Genomic DNA, 16,527 nt, shown 5'->3' with positions numbered 1-16,527 from the left:
GCATAGCACGCCGGATGCGCGTGCGAACCAAAGATTCTTCCGCCTGTCCAATTTGCACGGACCGCACGGGTCGGAGGCACGACAGATGAAACACACGAGGACGAAGGCAGCCATCGCGGCCATGCTGCTGGGACTGGGCGTGATCGTCACCGCGTATTCCGCCAGGGAGAGGACTGTGGCACCGAATCAGGCAACCGGACAAGAGACCGATTCCATCGTCCTGGGCATGGGCTGCTTCTGGGGCGCGGAAAAGCGCATGGGCGAACTGGCAGGGGTGGTCGACGTGGAAAGCGGCTATGCCGGCGGCGATCTTCCCGGCGCGGGCTACCAGCAGATACTGGAGCATGAACGAGCGCTGCGCGCCGGCAAGGCCACGGCGCGCAACCATGCGGAAGTGGTCAAGGTCAGCTTCGATCCTGCCGCGGTGACGCTGGAAGCCGTGCTGGCGCGATTCTGGGAGAACCACGATCCTACCCAGGGGGATCGGCAGGGCAACGACGTCGGCAGCAACTACCGCAGCGCCGTCTACTACCGTGACGAAATCCAGCAGGCCGCCGCGCTCGCCACGCGCGACGCCTATCAGCGTGCGCTCGGCGCGGCCGGATACGGCCGCATCACCACCGAGATCCTGCCGCTGCGGCACTACACCGCCGCGGAGGCGTACCACCAGGACTACCTGCGGAAGAACCCGGACGGATACTGCGGCCTGGGCGGCACCGGGGTGAAGTACCCCGCCGCGGCGCAGGCCGCCGCCACCCCCGTGCGCGCCCCGGCCGGGCTGGACGGCGCGCGGCTGGATCCGGCACGGCAGCTGATCGTGTTCGAGGCCGAGGATTGCGAGTTCTGCAAGCAGTTCGATGCCGACGTCCTGAGCCGCTGGCAGGCCGACGTGCCGGTGGTGGCCACCCTGGGCGCCCATCCTCCCGCCGGCTGGACGCTGGAGCAACCCCTGTTCGCCGCACCCACCATCGTGCTCTTCAGGGAGGGACGGGAGGTGGCCCGCTACACCGGCTACAACGGCGAAAAGGCCAATTTCTGGAAGTGGCTCGGGTTCCAGCTGCTCTCGCCGGAGCAGCAGAGGATCGCCTTCGAGCAGGGCACCGAGCCCCCCTTCACCGCCACCAACCTGGACGAGAAGCGCCCGGGCACGTTCGTCGATCCGATCACGGGCGCACCCCTGTTCCTGAGTCGGGCCAAATTCGAGAGCGGGACCGGCTGGCCCAGTTTCTTCGATCCGATCGAGGGCGCGGTCACCGAGCATCCCGACAGATCGCACGGCATGCGCCGCATCGAGGTGCGCAGCGCTAGCTCCGGCATCCATCTCGGACACGTCTTCGACGACGGCCCGCCACCGACCTACAAGCGCTACTGCATCAACGGCAATGTCCTGAAATTCGTTCCCGACCCGAAATGACCGCACGCGGGCCCGAAGTATGATCGGCGGGTCCTGCAACGGTGGATCGAAGGGGATTGAGTCCGCACTCCATCCCCGGTACCATGGCAGTGTTTCCCCACCCGGACAGGAGGTGCGCCATGGATCCGCTCATCCGCCACATCATCCTCGCCACCGATTTCTCGGACGCCTCGGAAGGAGCGGTACGCCACGCCGTGTCGCTGTCGCGGGCCCTGGGCGCGCGCCTCACCCTCCTGCACGTCTTCGAGCCCAGCGGATGGATGGTGCCCTCCCCCTACTACTTCACCCCGGGTTTCGAGCAGTGGGTGGACGCAAGCCTGGGCAAGACCCGGCAGGCCGGCAAGGATGCCCTCGCGGATCTGGCGGCATCCCTGGAGATGGAAACCGAGACCCTTTTTGCCGAAGGGCCCACCGGGAGGGAAATCGTGCGCGCCGCCGCCGAGCACCATGCCGATCTGCTGGTGCTCGGCACGCACGGCTACACCGGCTGGAATCGCCTGACCCTGGGAAGCATCGCCGAGTATGTGGTGCGGCACGCCGCCTGCCCGGTGCTCGCGGTCAAGCCCGAGCGGCAGGATGCCGTACACACCTAGCCCGGCAGCTTGGCCCCGAGTACGTCGACACGCTCGATCCGCGGCGCCTCCGCGAGCAGATCCGCGGCTCGGGCCATGAGTGCCGCCGCGATCGGTCCGGACAGGTGCGCGGTACGCCCTGCCTCGTCGTCAAAGGCGTCGAAGATTCCGAACGTGGAAGCGCCCAGTCGCAGCGAGAACCAGACGGGCGTCGTCGTCTCCTGATCTGCAAGCTCGACCGCCTGCCGCAAAAAACCCTCGACCTCGGCCTCCTTGCCGGGCTTCGCTTCCAATCGCACCCAAAGCGCCACTGTCACCATTTCCGTGCCTCCCCTGAAGTTGAATGAACGAGGCATCACTGTAGGGAAGCCGGATACACTTTGAAAGTGGCGGAATCGACAATTTTGGTATGATTCCCGCCATGCGCGTCCACATTCTCGCACTCGACGGGGTTTTCGATACCGGGCTTTCCACGCTCCTGGACACCTTGAGCGTCGCCAACGGCCTGTCCGCTGCCGCCGGCACGCCCGGCGTGCGCTTCGACGTGACGGTGGCCGGGGTTCGCAGGCGCCCGCGTACCGCCCAGGGGCTTTTCGTGCCGGCACTGGCGGCGGCGCACTGTCCGCAGCCGGACGTGGCGCTGGTCCCGGCCCTGGGCGCGAAGACGCCGCAGACGCTGCAGGCGGCGCTTCGGCATCGGGACGTCTCGGCCGCCGTTCCGCTCCTGCGGCGCTGGGCCGCCGCCGGCGCGCTGCTCGGCAGCGCCTGTACCGGAACGTTCGTGCTCGCGGGCACCTCGCTGCTCGATGGACACGGCGCGACGACCTCGTGGTGGCTCGCACCGTTTTTCCGCGAACGGTATCCCCGAGTCCGGCTGGATGAGTCGCGCATGGTGGTCAGCGCTCCCGGCTGCGTCACCGCCGGGGCCGCGCTCGCGCACGTCGACCTCGCGCTCTGGCTGATCCGGCGCGCCAGCCCGGCGCTCGCGACCATGGTGGCGCGCTATCTTCTGATCGAGCCGCGTGCATCCCAGAGCCTGTTCGCGATCCCGGATCATCTCGCGCACGCCGATCCGCTGGTCGAGCGATTCGAGCAGTGGGCGCGCGACGGGCTGGGCACGCGCTTCTCCCTGACGAAAGCCGCGGCGGCAGCCGGCACCAGCGAAAGGACGCTGTCCCGCCGGCTCCGGGCGGTTCTCGGAAAATCCCCGCTCGCCTATTTCCAGGATTTGCGCATCGAACGTGCCATGCACCTGTTGAGGACGAGCCACGACAGCATCGACCGCATCGCCGGGCAGGTAGGCTACGCCGAGGGTGCGACGCTGCGCGCGCTGCTGCGCCGCAAGACGGGCAGAACCATAAGCGAACTGCGCGCCCGCAGCGCAGGGCGGACGGAATAGGCACGCCATGTCCCGGGAGCCACGTGCCGGCGTCACCCATGAAAGGATGCTCTCCTCTCCCTCGCGGCGCGCCTGGCTCAGGCGCGCCGGTACCCTGGGCGCGCTGACGGCCTTCGAAAACATCCTGCCTGCCTATGCCTATCCCGATCGGGCCGACCCGACGCAGCCGCCGGAACTGAGTGGACGCACCATCGACCTCGTCATCGCCGAGACTCCGTTCCGGATCGGCGGCCGGAAGACGACCGCGATCACGGTCAACGGCACGGTGCCCGGACCCCTGCTGCGCCTGCGCGAGGGGCAGGATGTCACGCTGCGCGTCACCAACCTGCTGCGGGAATCCTCCTCGATCCACTGGCACGGCATCCTGCTGCCGGCGGAAATGGACGGCGTCCCGGGCGTGAGCTTTCCGGGCATCGCCCCTGGCGAGACCTTCGTCTACCGCTTCCCGCTGCGACAGAGCGGCACCTACTGGTACCACAGCCACTCCATGGGCCAGGAGCAGGCCGGCGCCTACGCACCCCTGATCGTGGAGCCGATCGCGCCCGATCCCGTCCGCTGCGACCGCGAGTACGTGGTCATGCTGTCCGACTGGAGCCACACCCCGGTGGCGGGCATGATCGGACGGCTGAAGAAGCAGTCGGGGTATTACAACTACCAGAAACGCACCCTGGCCGATCTCGCCCGCGACATAGGCAGAAAAGGGTGGCATGCCGCCTTCGGCGACTACCTGATGTGGGCCGACATGCGCATGGACCCGACCGACCTCGCCGACGTGACCGCCGCCGCCTATACCTTCCTGATGAACGGACTGCCGCCGCAGTCCAGCTGGACCGGGCTGTTCCGCCCCGGCGAACGCGTGCGCCTGCGCTTCATCCAGGTGGGCGTGATGAGTTTCCACGACGTGCGCATCCCCGGCCTGCGCATGACGGTGGTGCAGGCAGACGGCCAGAACGTGCAGCCGGTCGAGGTGGACGAGTTCCGCATCGGCCCCGCCGAAACCTACGACGTGGTCGTCGAGCCCGCCGAGGACCGCGCCTACACCCTCTTCGCGGAAACGCTGGACCGCAGCGGCTACGCCTGCGGCACGCTCGCCCCGCGGCCGGGCATGCGCGGGGAGATCCCGGCGCGGCGGCCGCGCCCGGTGCGCACCATGGCGGACATGGGGATGCGCAGCCACGGTGCGCACGACGCGCATGACGCGGAAATCATGCATGCCGACCATGCCGGACATGCCGGCCATCCCCTTCCCGGCGCGCCGACCGGGCATGGGTCGGCCCCCGCCCCTGCCGCGACGCGGGAGGATGGCCTCGTCCCGCACGGACCCGACGATCACGGCCCGGGCAACCAGACCATACCGGATTTCACGCGCACCCGGCTGGACGAGCCCGGCATCGGGCTGGGAGAAGACGGGCGCAGGGTGCTGACCTACCGCGACCTGAGGAGCCTCGCTCCCTACCCGGATCAGCGCGAACCGGAACGTGAGCTGGAGATCCACCTGACCGGGCACATGGAGCGCTTCATCTGGTCGTTCGACGGCAGGAAATTCTCCCAGGCCCGGGAGCCGATCCGCTTCCGCCACGGCGAGCGCCTGCGCTGGACCTTCGTGAACGACACCATGATGGAACACACCATGCACCTGCACGGCATGTGGATGCACCTCGAGAATGGCGCGGGCGCATACCTGCCGCGCAAGCACACCGTCCTCGTCAAGCCCGCCGAGCGCATCTCCGTTGCCATCACTGCCGACGCCCCCGGACATTGGGCCTTCCATTGCCATCTGCTGCTGCACATGGAAACCGGAATGTTCCGTATCGTGCACGTCTCGGATCCACCCGCGGACGGCCATCCTTGAGCCCCGACCCACCCGCCGCCCGCTTCCGGACATGCTGCGCCGCGGTCCTGCTGGCCGCCCTGACGGGCACCTGCGTCGCGGCGAATGCACGGGATGCAGGTCCTGCCGCTGCGCCGGCGTATCGGCCGCTGCCGCCAGGCTGGCACAGCCCCGTGGAGGACGAGCACCGCTACGGCCTGCTGCGCGCCGAGGTGCTCGAATACCGGCCCAAGCACGGCGAGAGCGACTTCCGCTGGGACATGCAGGGCTGGTACGGCGGCGACTTCAACCGCGTCTGGATCAAGAGCGAAGGCGAGCGCAACACCGCCTTCAAGGCCGACTACGACATCGACCTGCAGCTGCTCTATGGCCGCTTCATCGGCAAGTACTACGACTTCCAGATCGGGGTGCGCGGCGAGACCCAGACCTTCAGGGGCCGCAACGTCGCCCGTGCCCACGCCGTGATCGGATTCCAGGGATTGGTCCCCTACCGTTACGAGATCGAGTCGGCCCTGTTCATCAGCCACGAGGGCGATGTATCGGTACGCGTAGGGGCGTCGCGGGATTTTCTGCTGACGCAACGGCTCATCCTGCAGCCGCGCATCGAGGCGCACGCCGCGATCCAGAAGGTGGAGCGGTTCACGACCGGCAGCGGCCTGAACAACATCGAGTTCGGCCTGCGCCTGCGCTACGAGATCAACCGACACATCGCTCCATACGTCGGCTTTTCGTTCGACCACAGCTTCTTCGGCACGGCCGACATGGTGCGCGCGGACGGCGGCAGCCCCAGCCAGATCCGCCTCGTGGCGGGAGCGCGGCTATGGTTCTGAAAGGCATGCGCGCCCGCGCACCCTAGCGCCGCGCCTCCCGTGCCCGGGTCTCGCGCGCGTTGGCGCGCAACACCTGCGCCAGCGCTTCGGTGCGGGCATTCTCCACGATGGTATCGACGTAGGATCGCGCGAACGCGTAATCGACCCTGTCCGCCTCCAGCGCTGCATGCAGGCGCTGCGCGTTCTTCTTGCAGGTACCCTCGGCGGTTTCCACCACGAGGCGCACGTCGGACGATCCCAGTCTCATCTTCTCGGCAGCGGACCAGACGCACATCGAATACCCCTTCGCCGCCTTCCGGGCGGCGTCGCCCACTTCCGTCACCACGGCCACCTCGCTCCCCATGGCCCCCTCGATCGGCACCCGGGAGCCGGATACGGGGACCGAGGGAGGCAGACCCCGGCATCCGGCCAGACCGGACAGCATGACGACCACCATGAAAACGAAAACGCGCATCCGCATCGCCTGCTTCTCCATTCCGCTTCTCCATTCTGCAGACTCCGTTCACCTGGCACGAAAGCTCGTGCCGCTCGTGCACCGGCAGCCAGCAGAAGAATAAGCAATTAACATGCCATCACGGGAAGAATGGTTCATCCTCCTCCTGATCAAAGAGTTATGGAGCCATTGCAGAATGCCCCCGCCGAGATGTGTAATGATTTCATCGAATTCATGCCACAGCCGAGGATCTTATTCGGAATGATACGAATGGACTATCGCGCCTACCGCATGCGGCCATTTCCCATCATATGGAAATGATAAGTGTTATCATTTCCATACCCACCCGGTCGCGTCTTCCAGACCGACCCCATGGCGGACCTCTGCCCGCCATCGACAGGCAGGCAAATCCAGGGGTGTCCGGAACGGATGTTCCGACATCGCCATTACATTCCATGTACAGGAGGGAAACCATGATGAAAACATTGCATGCCAGGATGGCGCTGTGCGCCGCCGCACTGGGCCTCGCATCGGCGGCGCCCGCCATCGCCGCCGTCGAGGACGCCGACACCGTCTTCCAGCCCGGCGTGAGCGTCACGACCTCGCCCTACTTCTTCGCACCGGCGGCGAACACGGTGCGCGGCTATGCCGGCGACAACCGCCCCGTCCTCCGCGTCTCGACCGACAATCCCCCCAATCCCTTCGGATTCACCGGCGCGGAAACCATCTATCTCGCATTCGACCAGGATTTCTCCACGTTCACCGGGCCGGTCAGCGCCATCCTCACCGTGACCAGCGTTGCCGGAGGACAGGGCTACGACGCATCGGCCGCAAATCCATTCACCGTCTCCGCCCATGGCGTGGACGCGAACCCGCTCACCAGCATCACCGACGACACCAACCCGGGCGGCACGATCCACTGGCGGGATTTCTACAGCAACAACATCCTGGCGGCGGACAGCGCGGCGCACACGGTCATCGACGGCTTCGGCACCTACACCTTCGACGTCTCCGCGGTGGTCAACAGCTGGATCTCCGGCGCCAACGACGTGCAGGTGCTGGCCCTGACCGGCAAGAACGACCTTTCCGGCAACGACTTCCTGCACGGCTTCAGCAACAACACGGAAGTACCCGGCGCCACCTTCCTCACCATCAGCCCGGTGCCCGAGCCCGGCGAATGGGCCATGCTGCTCGCCGGACTGGGTGTGCTGGCCTGGCGCCTGCGCCGCACGGCGAGCACTGAACCGGCGACGCCGCAAATCGCCTGATACGGCGGGCCGGGGAACCGCCTGCCCGGGTCGGCAGACAACCTCCGGCCTGCCGATCGGGTGTGCGGAGCCGCGGCACATTGATCCCAATGGCCCATTCTTCCGAAAAATGGCTCTTTTTCATCGCAACATGGAATGATAAGTGTTATCATTTTCATACCCACCCGGTTGTGTCGTCCAGACCGACCCCATGGGGGACCGCCAGGTCCCCCATCGATAGGCAGGCAAGCCAAGAATACCCGATGTCCGGCACGCTCCGGTCCATCGCGATTATATTCCAATATCATGAGGGAACCACTATGAAAACCTTGAATTTCAGAATGGCGCTGTGCGCCGCTGCGCTGGGCTGCGCATCCGCCACGCCCGCCATTGCCGATACCGTTTTCGATCCCAATCTGAGCGTCATGACGTCGTCGTTCTTCCAGGGAGCGGACACGGTCCGCGGCTACGCCGGCGACAATCGTCCAGTCTTCCGGGTTTCGACGGAAAATCCGTTTGGAACGGTCGGCGCTGAAACCATCTACTTGGCATTCGACCAGGATCTCTCCACGTTCACGGGACCGGTCAATGCCATCCTCACCGTGACCAGCGTGAACGGTGGATTCAACGGCGACGCCTCGGCCGAGAACCCGTTCACCGTCTCCGCCCATGGCGTGAATGCGAACCCGTTCACCAGTATCACTGACAATACCAACCCCGGCGGCACGATCAACTGGTTGAACTTCTACAACAACAACATCCTGGCGGCGGACGGCGCGGCCTCCACGGTGGTCGGCGACTTCGGCACCTACACCTTCGACGTCTCGGCGGTGGTCAACAGCTGGATCTCCGGCGCCAACGACGTGCATGTGCTGGCCCTGACCGGCAAGAACGACCTTTCCGGCAACGACTTCCTGCACGGCTTCAGCAACAGCACGGAAGTGCCCGGCGCCACCTTCCTCACCATCAGCCCGGTGCCCGAGCCCGGCGAGTGGGCCATGCTGCTCGCCGGACTGGGCATGCTGGCCTGGCGCCTGCGCCGCACGGCGGATACTGAACCAGCGGCTCCGCAGCTCGCATGACCGCCGCGGCCCGACGCACGGGCCGCCGCCTCCTGGCGGCGGCCTGGCTGGCCGTGGCCGCGAGCCCGGCCATGGCGGACTATTTCCCGATCTTCTCCACCTGGCCCCAGCCGGGCGGACCGGGATCTCCCATCACCCTGACCTACAGCTACAGCAACCTCTTCAACGGCACCCTCGCGGACCGCTTTTCGGGGGAAGTCTTCAGCACCGAGCTGCTGAAGGGCGCATTCGAGACGGCGCTGCTGGACTACACCCGCATCCTGCCGATCTCCTTCGTCGAGGTGGAGGACGCGGGCCCGCTGCCGGAGTCGGGGCAATACGATCCCGCCGGACTCGCGAACATCCGGATCGGCGTGGTGCCCTACGTCGCCGGTGCCAACGCCTACGCCTACTTCCCCAGCAGCGGCGGCCTGGCCGGGGACGTCGTGTTCAACGCCTCGGCGCCGTGGACGCCGGCCTTCTTCTACGGCGTCGCGCAGCATGAACTGGGGCATTCGCTGGGCATGGGCCACTCGGCCCCTGGCGATCCCCCCGTGAGCTACGGCCCGGCGGTGACCGGCCTGCCGGAAAGCCCGAGCCCGCTGGCCGGCCTCGGCTATGGCGGGCCGATCTTCCCGCTGGCCCCCGAGCACATCAGCGCCCTGCAGAGCGTGTACGGTGCAGGCACCGGCACGGTGACGCCCCTGTCGCCGATACCGGAACCGGAGGCCCTGGCGCTGTGGAGCGCCGGGCTCCTGCTGCTCGGATTCCGCCTGCGGCGGCGCCAGGAAGCAGCTGCATAGGATCGCGCCGGGGGGTTCAGCTGCCGGTGAACAACAAGGTTTCAATCGACACATCTTCAATCCTGACGGAGGCGCATCATGATCGACCTGAAAGGCAAGAAATGGCTGCGCAGCGCCGCATGCGGGATCGCCCTGCTTCCCGGCCTGGCGCACGCGGGGCTGTCCTATGACGAAGCAAGGGACGCAACGGGCGGGGACTTCGCGAATGCGGTGACAGTTGGGCCGTGGCTCAGCCCCGGCACCTTCGCCGGCATACTGGGCGCCGGCGGCAACACCCTCTCCGGCACGTTCGGCGGCATCCGCGGCAGCGGCAGTCCCGCGGATACCGACGTGTTCAGCTTCCAGGTCCCCGCCGGGTATCTGCTCACCGCGATCCACCTCGACTACAGCGTCGTGGAAGGAGATTCGATCGGGGGTTCCTACTTCGGCATCCAGGAAGGACTGGCGATCGGGACCGGGATCAACACCGTCAGTTCCAACCTGAGCAACGCGCTGATCGGCGCGGACGCCGAGTTGCTGGCCGTGTTCTCCGGCCCGCCGTACGCCGGTGGTGACACCGAACTGACCGCCCCGCTGGGCGCGGGCGACTACACCCTGTTCCTGTCGGAAACCGACGCCGTGGTCGCCTACCGCCTGGACTTCACCCTCGCGCCCGTGCCGGAACCGGAAAGCTACGCCATGCTGCTCGCCGGACTGGGGCTGCTGGGCGGCATCGTCCGCGGCAGGCGCCGCGCCGGTCCCGCCTGATGCCGGACGAATACGCATCCATATAACAAGCTGAAGAAAATCCCGGAGGGAGTACTGCCATGCACCATCGCCACATCCAGCCGCTTCGCCGAGCAATGGCGAAGGCCCTGCGCGGGGCCGCCATCCTGGGAGGCGCGCTCGCGCTGTCCCCGGCTCACGCCATCCAGGTCGAGTTCGACTACACCTATGACACCCGCGGGTTCTTCACCGACCTTGTCACCGGCGCGCCCATCGCGGAGCGGCGCGCCCTGCTCGATACCGCAGCGTCCTTCTACAGCGGGTTCACGGACACGCTGGCGGCCATCTCGCCGCAGGCGGGCGACAGCTGGTCCGTGAATTTCAGCCACCCGAGCCTTGCCGGTCCCGCCGTGACGCTCACCAACCTGTCCATCCCGGAGAATACCCTGCGCGTCTACGTGGGAGGCTCGCCCTCGGGGCCGGGGGTACTCGGCTTCGCGGGAACGGGTAACAGCGTGACCGCCACCGGCTCCGCCGAATTCGTCGATGCCGTCCATACGCGCGGGCAGGCCAACGCCACCGGCGCGCAAGCCACCGACTACGGCATCTGGGGCGGCACCATCTGGTTCAACGCCAATAACGACTGGTACTTCGGTACCGATCCGGCCGGACTCTCGCCGGGGCATCCGGACTTCCTGACCACCGCAACGCACGAACTGGGCCATATCCTCGGCTTCGGCGAGGCGGATTCGTGGCACGCGCAGATCGACCATGCCAGCAACGCCTTCCTCGGCGCCCACTCCGTGGCGGCCTATGGCGGCCCGGTGCCGCTGGACCTGTACGGCCTGCACTGGGGGGAAGGCGTCTACAGCACGTACGAAGGACTTTCTCAGGAAACGCTGATGGATCCCAGCACCGCCAGGGGCCTGCGCGAGCTGCCCACCGTGCTCGACTATGCAGGATTCCGCGACATCGGCTGGCAGGTGGCGGTGGTGCCGGAACCCGCCGAATGGGCGATGCTGCTGGCAGGGCTGGGCCTGGTCGCCTCGCTTGGCCGCCGCCGGGTCGGAGGCGAGGTCGCAGGGACGTAGGAAGTCTCCACTTCCGCTTTGCACCCGCTGCCCCGCAAGGGGCGGATGACGATGCAGCAGCGTCGCCTCCGGATCGCATAGGGGACGCACAGTGGGATACTACGGACTGATATCCAGGCGCTTCGCCTTCCAGTACGCGGCCCGCCAGTACGCCTCGCTCAGCCGGGAAATCGTGACCCCGCGGCTGGTCGATGCGTGCAGGAACCGGTCGTCCTCGAGATAGACGCCGACATGGCGCAGTGTCGTGCCCGTCTTGAAGAACACCAGGTCGCCGGTTCGCAGCTGGCTTCTGTCGACATCCTCGCCCAGATGGACCTGCAGATCCGTCGATCGCGGCAGCGTCATTCCGAATCGGGCGCTGAAGGTGACGTGCATGAAACCGGAGCAGTCGACTCCATCCCGTCCGAGGCCGCCGATGCGGTAGGGCGTATCCTTCCATTGAGCGTATTGCGCGTACAGGCTACGCCTGATCACCGCATCTGACGACAGGCCGTCGCCACGATCGGGCTGTGCCGTCTCCCCTCGCACCACCGGGGCGGGAACGGCTCGCGCCACCTCCCGTTCGGGCATGCTGCCGCATCCGCCGAGTACCGCGACGACGAGGACGCCCAGAGCTCCCCGCATCGCCCTCCCCCTCATGGCCGCTCCCCGGGGACTGAACGCCCCGGCAGGGGGAAGCGGGCATGGCGCGCAACAATCACGGTTCCTCTCTCACGGGCGTCAGGTTGAAGGTTATCCATGATAAACAATTTTACTTTTCAAATCATCACCTTTGGCACATAATAGATGGCCGGCTCCGGAGCGCTCGCGTGCCGGCTGACGATCGGGTTCCAATAGAGCACCTTACAATAAGAAGGAGACCAAAAATGGCTGGTAAATTCGAGATTTACAAGGACCGGGCAGGCGAATTCAGGTTCAGGCTGAAGGCCGGCAACGGCCAATCCATCCTCGTCAGCGAGGGATACAAAGCGAAATCCGGTTGTACCAACGGCATCGCCTCCGTCAGGACCCATGCGCCCGACGATGCGCGCTACGAGCGCAAGACGACCGATGGCGGAAAATTCAGATTCAATCTCAAATCCGCCAATCATCAGGTCATCGGCACGAGCGAATCCTACGAATCCGAAGCCGCACGGGACAACGGCATCGAATCGGTCAAGAAGAACGCGCCGGACGCATCGATCAACGACACCACCGTCTGATTCCGCGACGACTGCGCCGCCGGATGCCGGGGCGCGACATCGGCCCCGGCAAAAGCTCACACGCCTATTCAGGAATCAGCCTGTCGACGTTGTCGTACAGCCAGGCGGCCAGCGCGTGGGCGCTGGCGCCATAGCGTATCTCGTGATGGCAGTTGGGGCACAGCGCCACCGCGTTGGAAGGCGTATCCGAGCCGCCATCGGCCAGTGGCCGCATATGGTGCAGACGAAGGTAGGGCTGTCCGTCGATATCCCGAAATGGTGCATCCCGCTCGCAGCCTTCGCACACGCCCCCCGCCTGCCTCAGGACCCACGCATGAACCGCCGCGTCGCAGCGAAAACGCGTGATCGTCACGCGCCTCGGCCTGGGGCTGTGGTGTCCGCGCGGCGCATTCTCCCCCTGGCGCCGCAAGGCATCGCGCACCGCGATCTTGAGGGCGGCGAGCGGCGGCGCCTTCTGCTTCAGGATTTCACCAGCGATGCGCTCGATCCTGGCAGCGACGGCGGCATCGATACCGGTATCGGGCAGAGGCCTGAGATCCGCCTGCCAGCTGCGCCCCATCAGGGCAAGGACGTACGAGACGTCGCGCATGCCGCGCTCGTACGCTTCCTCACCGCGACCGTACGCCTGAGCCAGACGCGCGTAGTAATACCGCTTGAGGTACGGCTGCCCGAGACGTTCGTCGCGCTGCATCTCGAGGTAGGCCGCCACGCAGGCTTTCAGTTCCTCGTCACTCCACCCGGCGTTCATCGAATCCGCGTCACGCCCGTGGAACCCCCCGTCCAATCCACCGGATCACGGCTTGCGGTCCCGGTCGGCCCTGCTGGCGCGCGAAATGGAAAACAGCAGCCATACGCCCCCGACCGTGGCGCACAGGAAGCCGAACAGCCCGATGAGCGGCATTCCCAGCAGGGTGGGCCCTTCGGAGATCATCATGACAATGGACGATCCGACGATGATGGCCGCGACCACGATGCCGGCCACCATGCGGTTGGCCGCGCCGTCTATCTGATCGCCCAGGTGCTTGAGGTGCACCACATCCACGTGGATGTCCAGCCTGCCGCGCCGTGCGGCGCGCAGCAGCCGCCCCAGGTCGCGCGGCAGGCTGGCGGCAAGCAGGGTCATGTCCGACATCGTGCGCCAGCTGCGCTTGATCATGGCAGCCGGCGCATAGCGGGTAGCGAGCGTGGCCTGCAGGATCGGCAGCGCCTCGCCGGCCAGATCCAGGTCGGGATCGAGCTCGCGCCCCATTCCTTCCAGGGTGATGAATGCCTTGATCAGCAGCGCCAGATCGGGGGGCAGCGACAACCGGTGCTCACGCAGGATCGCCACCAGATCGGAGAGAATGTCTCCCAGCTGCAGCTGCTTGAGCGGAACGCCGAGGTACTGGTCGACGAACAGTTCGATCTCGCCGGTCAATGCCTCCTCATTGATCTCGGCCTCGACGCCGCCATTGCCGGCCCAGTCCAGCAGCACGTCGGCAACCTTGACCGGCTCGCGCCGCACCAGTCCCAGGAGCAGCCGCACCAGTTGATCGCGGCGTTCCTCGGTCAATCGCCCGACCATGCCGAAGTCGATCAGCGCCAGGCGGTTGCCGGGCAGGTAGAATATGTTCCCCGGATGGGGATCGGCATGGAAGAAACCGTCCTCGACGATCATCTTCATCATGGCGTGTACCCCGCGCCGCGCCAGCACCTTGCGGTCGAGGCCGGTCCGGGTGGCGGCGGCCAGATCGCGGCCGGGAATACCTGAAATATACTCCTGCACGCACACCCGCTCCCCGGTCCACTCCCAGTAGACGCGTGGGATCACGATGAACGGCAACGCGTCCCGGGCCTCCGCGGCCAGTGCATTGCCGCTGGCGGCGGGGTCGCCGGGAATCGCCGGGCCGATATAGCCCTCGAAGTTTGCCGCGATGCGCTCCGCGTTGTGGCACTCGGCCCCGAAATCCAGTTCGCGCCGCAGCGACTGAGTGAACTGCCGGATGACGCTCGGCCAATGGAACTGGCGCAGCTCCAGGCTGCTGGTCTCGATCGCCTCCGCCAGCCTGCCGAGCCAGCGCAGGTCCGCCTCGATGACCGTGCGGATACCGGGCCGCCGCACCTTGATCACCACCTCGCCGCCGTCGCCCAGCCGCGCACGATGTACCTGGGCGATGGAACCGGTGGCCAGGGGCTGGGAATCGAAGAATGCGAACACTTCCTCCGGCGGCGCGCCGAGATCCTCGGTCAACTGCTGATGGACCTCGGCATAGGGCGAAGCGGGCGTGCTGTCCTGCAGCTTGCTGAATTCGGCGATCCACTCGGGTTCGAACAGATCCACGCGGGTGGCGAGGATCTGGCCCAGCTTGACGAAGGTCGGCCCCATCTCCTCCAGCGCCCGCCGCACGCGCGCATGCGGCGCAAGATGCGCCAATTCGCCCGCCTCCTGCCAGTGCAGCACCTTGCCGGCCCGCTCCAGTGCGCCGGAAAGCCCCATGCGATGCACCATGTCGCCGAAGCCATGACGAATCAGGATCGACGCGATCTCCTGCAATCGCCCCATGTCGCGCGCGGCGACCAGCGCCTGCCAAAGCATCAGACTCGTTCCTGCCGTTCCGCCAGCCTGCCGGACTCGGCGCAAGATCGAATCAGCACGACTGGCGGAGGCAGCCTGCCACGGAGGGCATCGAACCTGGCGATTGGGTGGTTCCCCGGGAGGGAAGGCACTTCATGATGCATGATCCTGAATCCGCAGTCGATGACTGATCATATCACACTACCCCACCCGGGCCATCCGCGCCCCTGTCGGGCACATTGGCACGCTCCACCCGTGCGACAGGCGGGCGCAGCCGGGTGGCGACGATGCCCGCCAGCACGATCAGGCACATTCCCAGCAGCGCCATTCCGCTGACCGGATCGTCGAACAGCAGCACGCCATACATCAGCGACCAGCCGATCCCCAGGTACTGGAGGCTGGCGTTGACCAGCGTGCCACCGATACGGTAGGCACGGGTGATCATCAACTGTGCCAGTCCCGCCGATACGCCGACAGCGAGCAGTGCAGCCAGTCCCTCCAGGGTGTGGGCATGCCAGCCGCCGAGGAACGATGCCTCTCCTGCACCCGCCACGATGCTTCCCATCGAGAAATAGAAGACAGTGCGCGTCTCCGGCTCGCCCGCCCTTCCCAGTGCAGTCACCTGCAGGTAGGCCACGGCTGCCAGCAGCCCCGACAGCAGGCCCATCAGTCCGCCCCACAGCTGGTGCTGCCCGATGGTCGGCTGCAGGATGCAGACCGCGCCCGCGAACCCCACCAGGACGGTGCCCAGCAGGCGGGCATCCACGTGGCGGCGACCGGCGAATGCCGACCCGCCGACGAGCAGCAGCGCCATCCAGACCGGTGACATGTAGTTCAGCGTCACCGCGGTCGCCAGCGGCAGCTCGCCGATGGCATGGAACCAGAGACCGAGCGCGGCGACGCCCGCCACGCTGCGCCAGACGTGCATCGCCAGCAGCCCGGTGCGCAGGCTGATGCCGGTCGCATGCGCCAGTGCAGCCACCATGACGGTACCGATGAGGCCGCGGTAGAACACGATCTCGCCCACCCCGTAGCCGGTGGAGGCAAGCTTGACGCACAGGCTCATGGTCGCGAACAGCAGGCTGGCCCCGGCCATCAGCCACGGTGCGGATGTGCTACCGCTCATGCCGCACGATCGCCGCCCGCGGCGCGGCGCATCAGGACTTCGTCATGGATCGGAATGGTTCGGGACATGCGGGGGATAACCTTGCAGCAAGCTGTTACGGCTGTTCATGCCCGCCGCTCGCGTGTCCAGTGACGATGAATCGGCCGCCCGGAAAAACGACAAGCTGGACGGGCACGGGGATCCCGCGCACCCGGCCATCGTCGCCGCCGCCGGGATGACAGCGGCGCGCGTCAGTCCATGTCATTCTACTCCAACCCGA

Annotated in this window: 17 protein-coding genes; 11 read left to right on the top strand and 6 right to left on the bottom strand. The window is 66.6% G+C overall.

Annotation, left to right across the window (positions count from 1 at the left end; genetic code table 11):
• Positions 1-85: 85 nt before the first annotated feature.
• Together msrA and BT108_RS02190 are read left to right on the top strand one after the other, a co-directional pair.
• Complete coding sequence (gene msrA / locus BT108_RS02195; RefSeq protein ID WP_083566121.1) at positions 86-1,414, top strand: peptide-methionine (S)-S-oxide reductase MsrA; 1,329 nt, start codon at positions 86-88, stop codon at positions 1,412-1,414.
• Between the two features lie 119 nt (positions 1,415-1,533).
• The gene (locus BT108_RS02190; protein WP_072292905.1) at positions 1,534-2,007 is read left to right on the top strand and encodes a universal stress protein; all 474 of its coding nucleotides are present in this window, start codon (positions 1,534-1,536) and stop codon (positions 2,005-2,007) included.
• On the opposite strand, the gene BT108_RS02185 is transcribed toward BT108_RS02190, so the two are convergent.
• Positions 2,004-2,306, bottom strand: coding sequence for a putative quinol monooxygenase (locus tag BT108_RS02185; RefSeq protein WP_072292904.1), 303 nt, complete (start codon positions 2,304-2,306; stop codon positions 2,004-2,006). The genes BT108_RS02190 and BT108_RS02185 overlap by 4 nt on opposite strands.
• 101 nt (positions 2,307-2,407) lie before the next feature.
• Between BT108_RS02185 and BT108_RS02180 the strand changes: the two genes are divergently transcribed.
• Genes BT108_RS02180 through BT108_RS02170 form a run of 3 tightly spaced genes read left to right on the top strand, consistent with a single transcriptional unit; the run spans position 2,408 to position 6,046 of the window.
• Positions 2,408-3,385, top strand: coding sequence for a GlxA family transcriptional regulator (locus BT108_RS02180; protein WP_072293004.1), 978 nt, complete (start codon positions 2,408-2,410; stop codon positions 3,383-3,385).
• A 7-nt stretch (positions 3,386-3,392) separates the two neighbouring features.
• A complete protein-coding gene (locus BT108_RS02175; protein ID WP_255369577.1) occupies positions 3,393-5,237 on the top strand; it encodes a copper resistance system multicopper oxidase in 1,845 nt (614 codons plus the stop codon).
• Complete coding sequence (locus BT108_RS02170) at positions 5,234-6,046, top strand: copper resistance protein B (RefSeq protein ID WP_255369576.1); 813 nt, start codon at positions 5,234-5,236, stop codon at positions 6,044-6,046. Before BT108_RS02175 ends, BT108_RS02170 begins: the two co-directional genes overlap by 4 nt.
• A gap of 22 nt (positions 6,047-6,068) precedes the next feature.
• Here BT108_RS02170 and BT108_RS02165 read toward each other — a convergent pair whose 3' ends face one another.
• Complete coding sequence (locus BT108_RS02165) at positions 6,069-6,500, bottom strand: hypothetical protein (RefSeq protein ID WP_143142351.1); 432 nt, start codon at positions 6,498-6,500, stop codon at positions 6,069-6,071.
• Positions 6,501-6,952: 452 nt separating this feature from the next.
• On the opposite strand from BT108_RS02165, the gene BT108_RS02160 reads away from it, so the two are divergent.
• The 5 genes from BT108_RS02160 to BT108_RS02140 all read left to right on the top strand — a co-directional run bounded on the left by BT108_RS02160 (position 6,953) and on the right by BT108_RS02140 (position 11,386).
• Positions 6,953-7,747: a PEP-CTERM sorting domain-containing protein gene (locus tag BT108_RS02160; protein ID WP_072292901.1), complete on the top strand. Its 795-nt coding sequence runs from the start codon at positions 6,953-6,955 to the stop codon at positions 7,745-7,747.
• Between the two features lie 299 nt (positions 7,748-8,046).
• On the top strand, positions 8,047-8,808 hold the full coding sequence (locus BT108_RS02155) for a PEP-CTERM sorting domain-containing protein (protein WP_072292900.1): 762 nt from the start codon (positions 8,047-8,049) through the stop codon (positions 8,806-8,808).
• The gene (locus BT108_RS02150; RefSeq protein WP_255369575.1) at positions 8,805-9,590 is read left to right on the top strand and encodes a matrixin family metalloprotease; all 786 of its coding nucleotides are present in this window, start codon (positions 8,805-8,807) and stop codon (positions 9,588-9,590) included. Before BT108_RS02155 ends, BT108_RS02150 begins: the two co-directional genes overlap by 4 nt.
• A gap of 78 nt (positions 9,591-9,668) precedes the next feature.
• The gene (locus BT108_RS13735) at positions 9,669-10,337 is read left to right on the top strand and encodes a PEP-CTERM sorting domain-containing protein (RefSeq protein ID WP_072292899.1); all 669 of its coding nucleotides are present in this window, start codon (positions 9,669-9,671) and stop codon (positions 10,335-10,337) included.
• Between the two features lie 59 nt (positions 10,338-10,396).
• Positions 10,397-11,386, top strand: coding sequence for a PEP-CTERM sorting domain-containing protein (locus BT108_RS02140; protein WP_255369574.1), 990 nt, complete (start codon positions 10,397-10,399; stop codon positions 11,384-11,386).
• Between the two features lie 99 nt (positions 11,387-11,485).
• On the opposite strand, the gene BT108_RS02135 is transcribed toward BT108_RS02140, so the two are convergent.
• Complete coding sequence (locus BT108_RS02135) at positions 11,486-12,010, bottom strand: NlpC/P60 family protein (protein ID WP_083566104.1); 525 nt, start codon at positions 12,008-12,010, stop codon at positions 11,486-11,488.
• Between the two features lie 242 nt (positions 12,011-12,252).
• On the opposite strand from BT108_RS02135, the gene BT108_RS02130 reads away from it, so the two are divergent.
• Positions 12,253-12,588 (top strand): YegP family protein, encoded by a 336-nt coding sequence (locus BT108_RS02130; protein WP_072292897.1) that lies wholly within the window; start codon positions 12,253-12,255, stop codon positions 12,586-12,588.
• A gap of 64 nt (positions 12,589-12,652) precedes the next feature.
• On the opposite strand, the gene BT108_RS02125 is transcribed toward BT108_RS02130, so the two are convergent.
• The 3 genes from BT108_RS02125 to BT108_RS02115 all read right to left on the bottom strand — a co-directional run bounded on the left by BT108_RS02125 (position 12,653) and on the right by BT108_RS02115 (position 16,268).
• Positions 12,653-13,336: an HNH endonuclease gene (locus tag BT108_RS02125; RefSeq protein WP_072292896.1), complete on the bottom strand. Its 684-nt coding sequence runs from the start codon at positions 13,334-13,336 to the stop codon at positions 12,653-12,655.
• A gap of 45 nt (positions 13,337-13,381) precedes the next feature.
• Positions 13,382-15,163 carry an ABC1 kinase family protein gene (locus BT108_RS02120; protein ID WP_072292895.1) on the bottom strand — a complete coding sequence of 594 codons (1,782 nt, stop codon included), beginning with the start codon at positions 15,161-15,163 and terminating at the stop codon, positions 13,382-13,384.
• Between the two features lie 175 nt (positions 15,164-15,338).
• Complete coding sequence (locus BT108_RS02115; protein WP_255369573.1) at positions 15,339-16,268, bottom strand: DMT family transporter; 930 nt, start codon at positions 16,266-16,268, stop codon at positions 15,339-15,341.
• Between the last annotated feature and the right edge of the window lie 259 nt (positions 16,269-16,527).

Source organism: Nitrosovibrio sp. Nv17, assembly GCF_900119085.1.
In the GTDB taxonomy this organism is placed as follows: Bacteria; Pseudomonadota; Gammaproteobacteria; order Burkholderiales; family Nitrosomonadaceae; genus Nitrosospira.
Note: the sequence above shows the minus strand (reverse complement) of the source record. Positions and strands in the feature narration are given on the sequence as shown.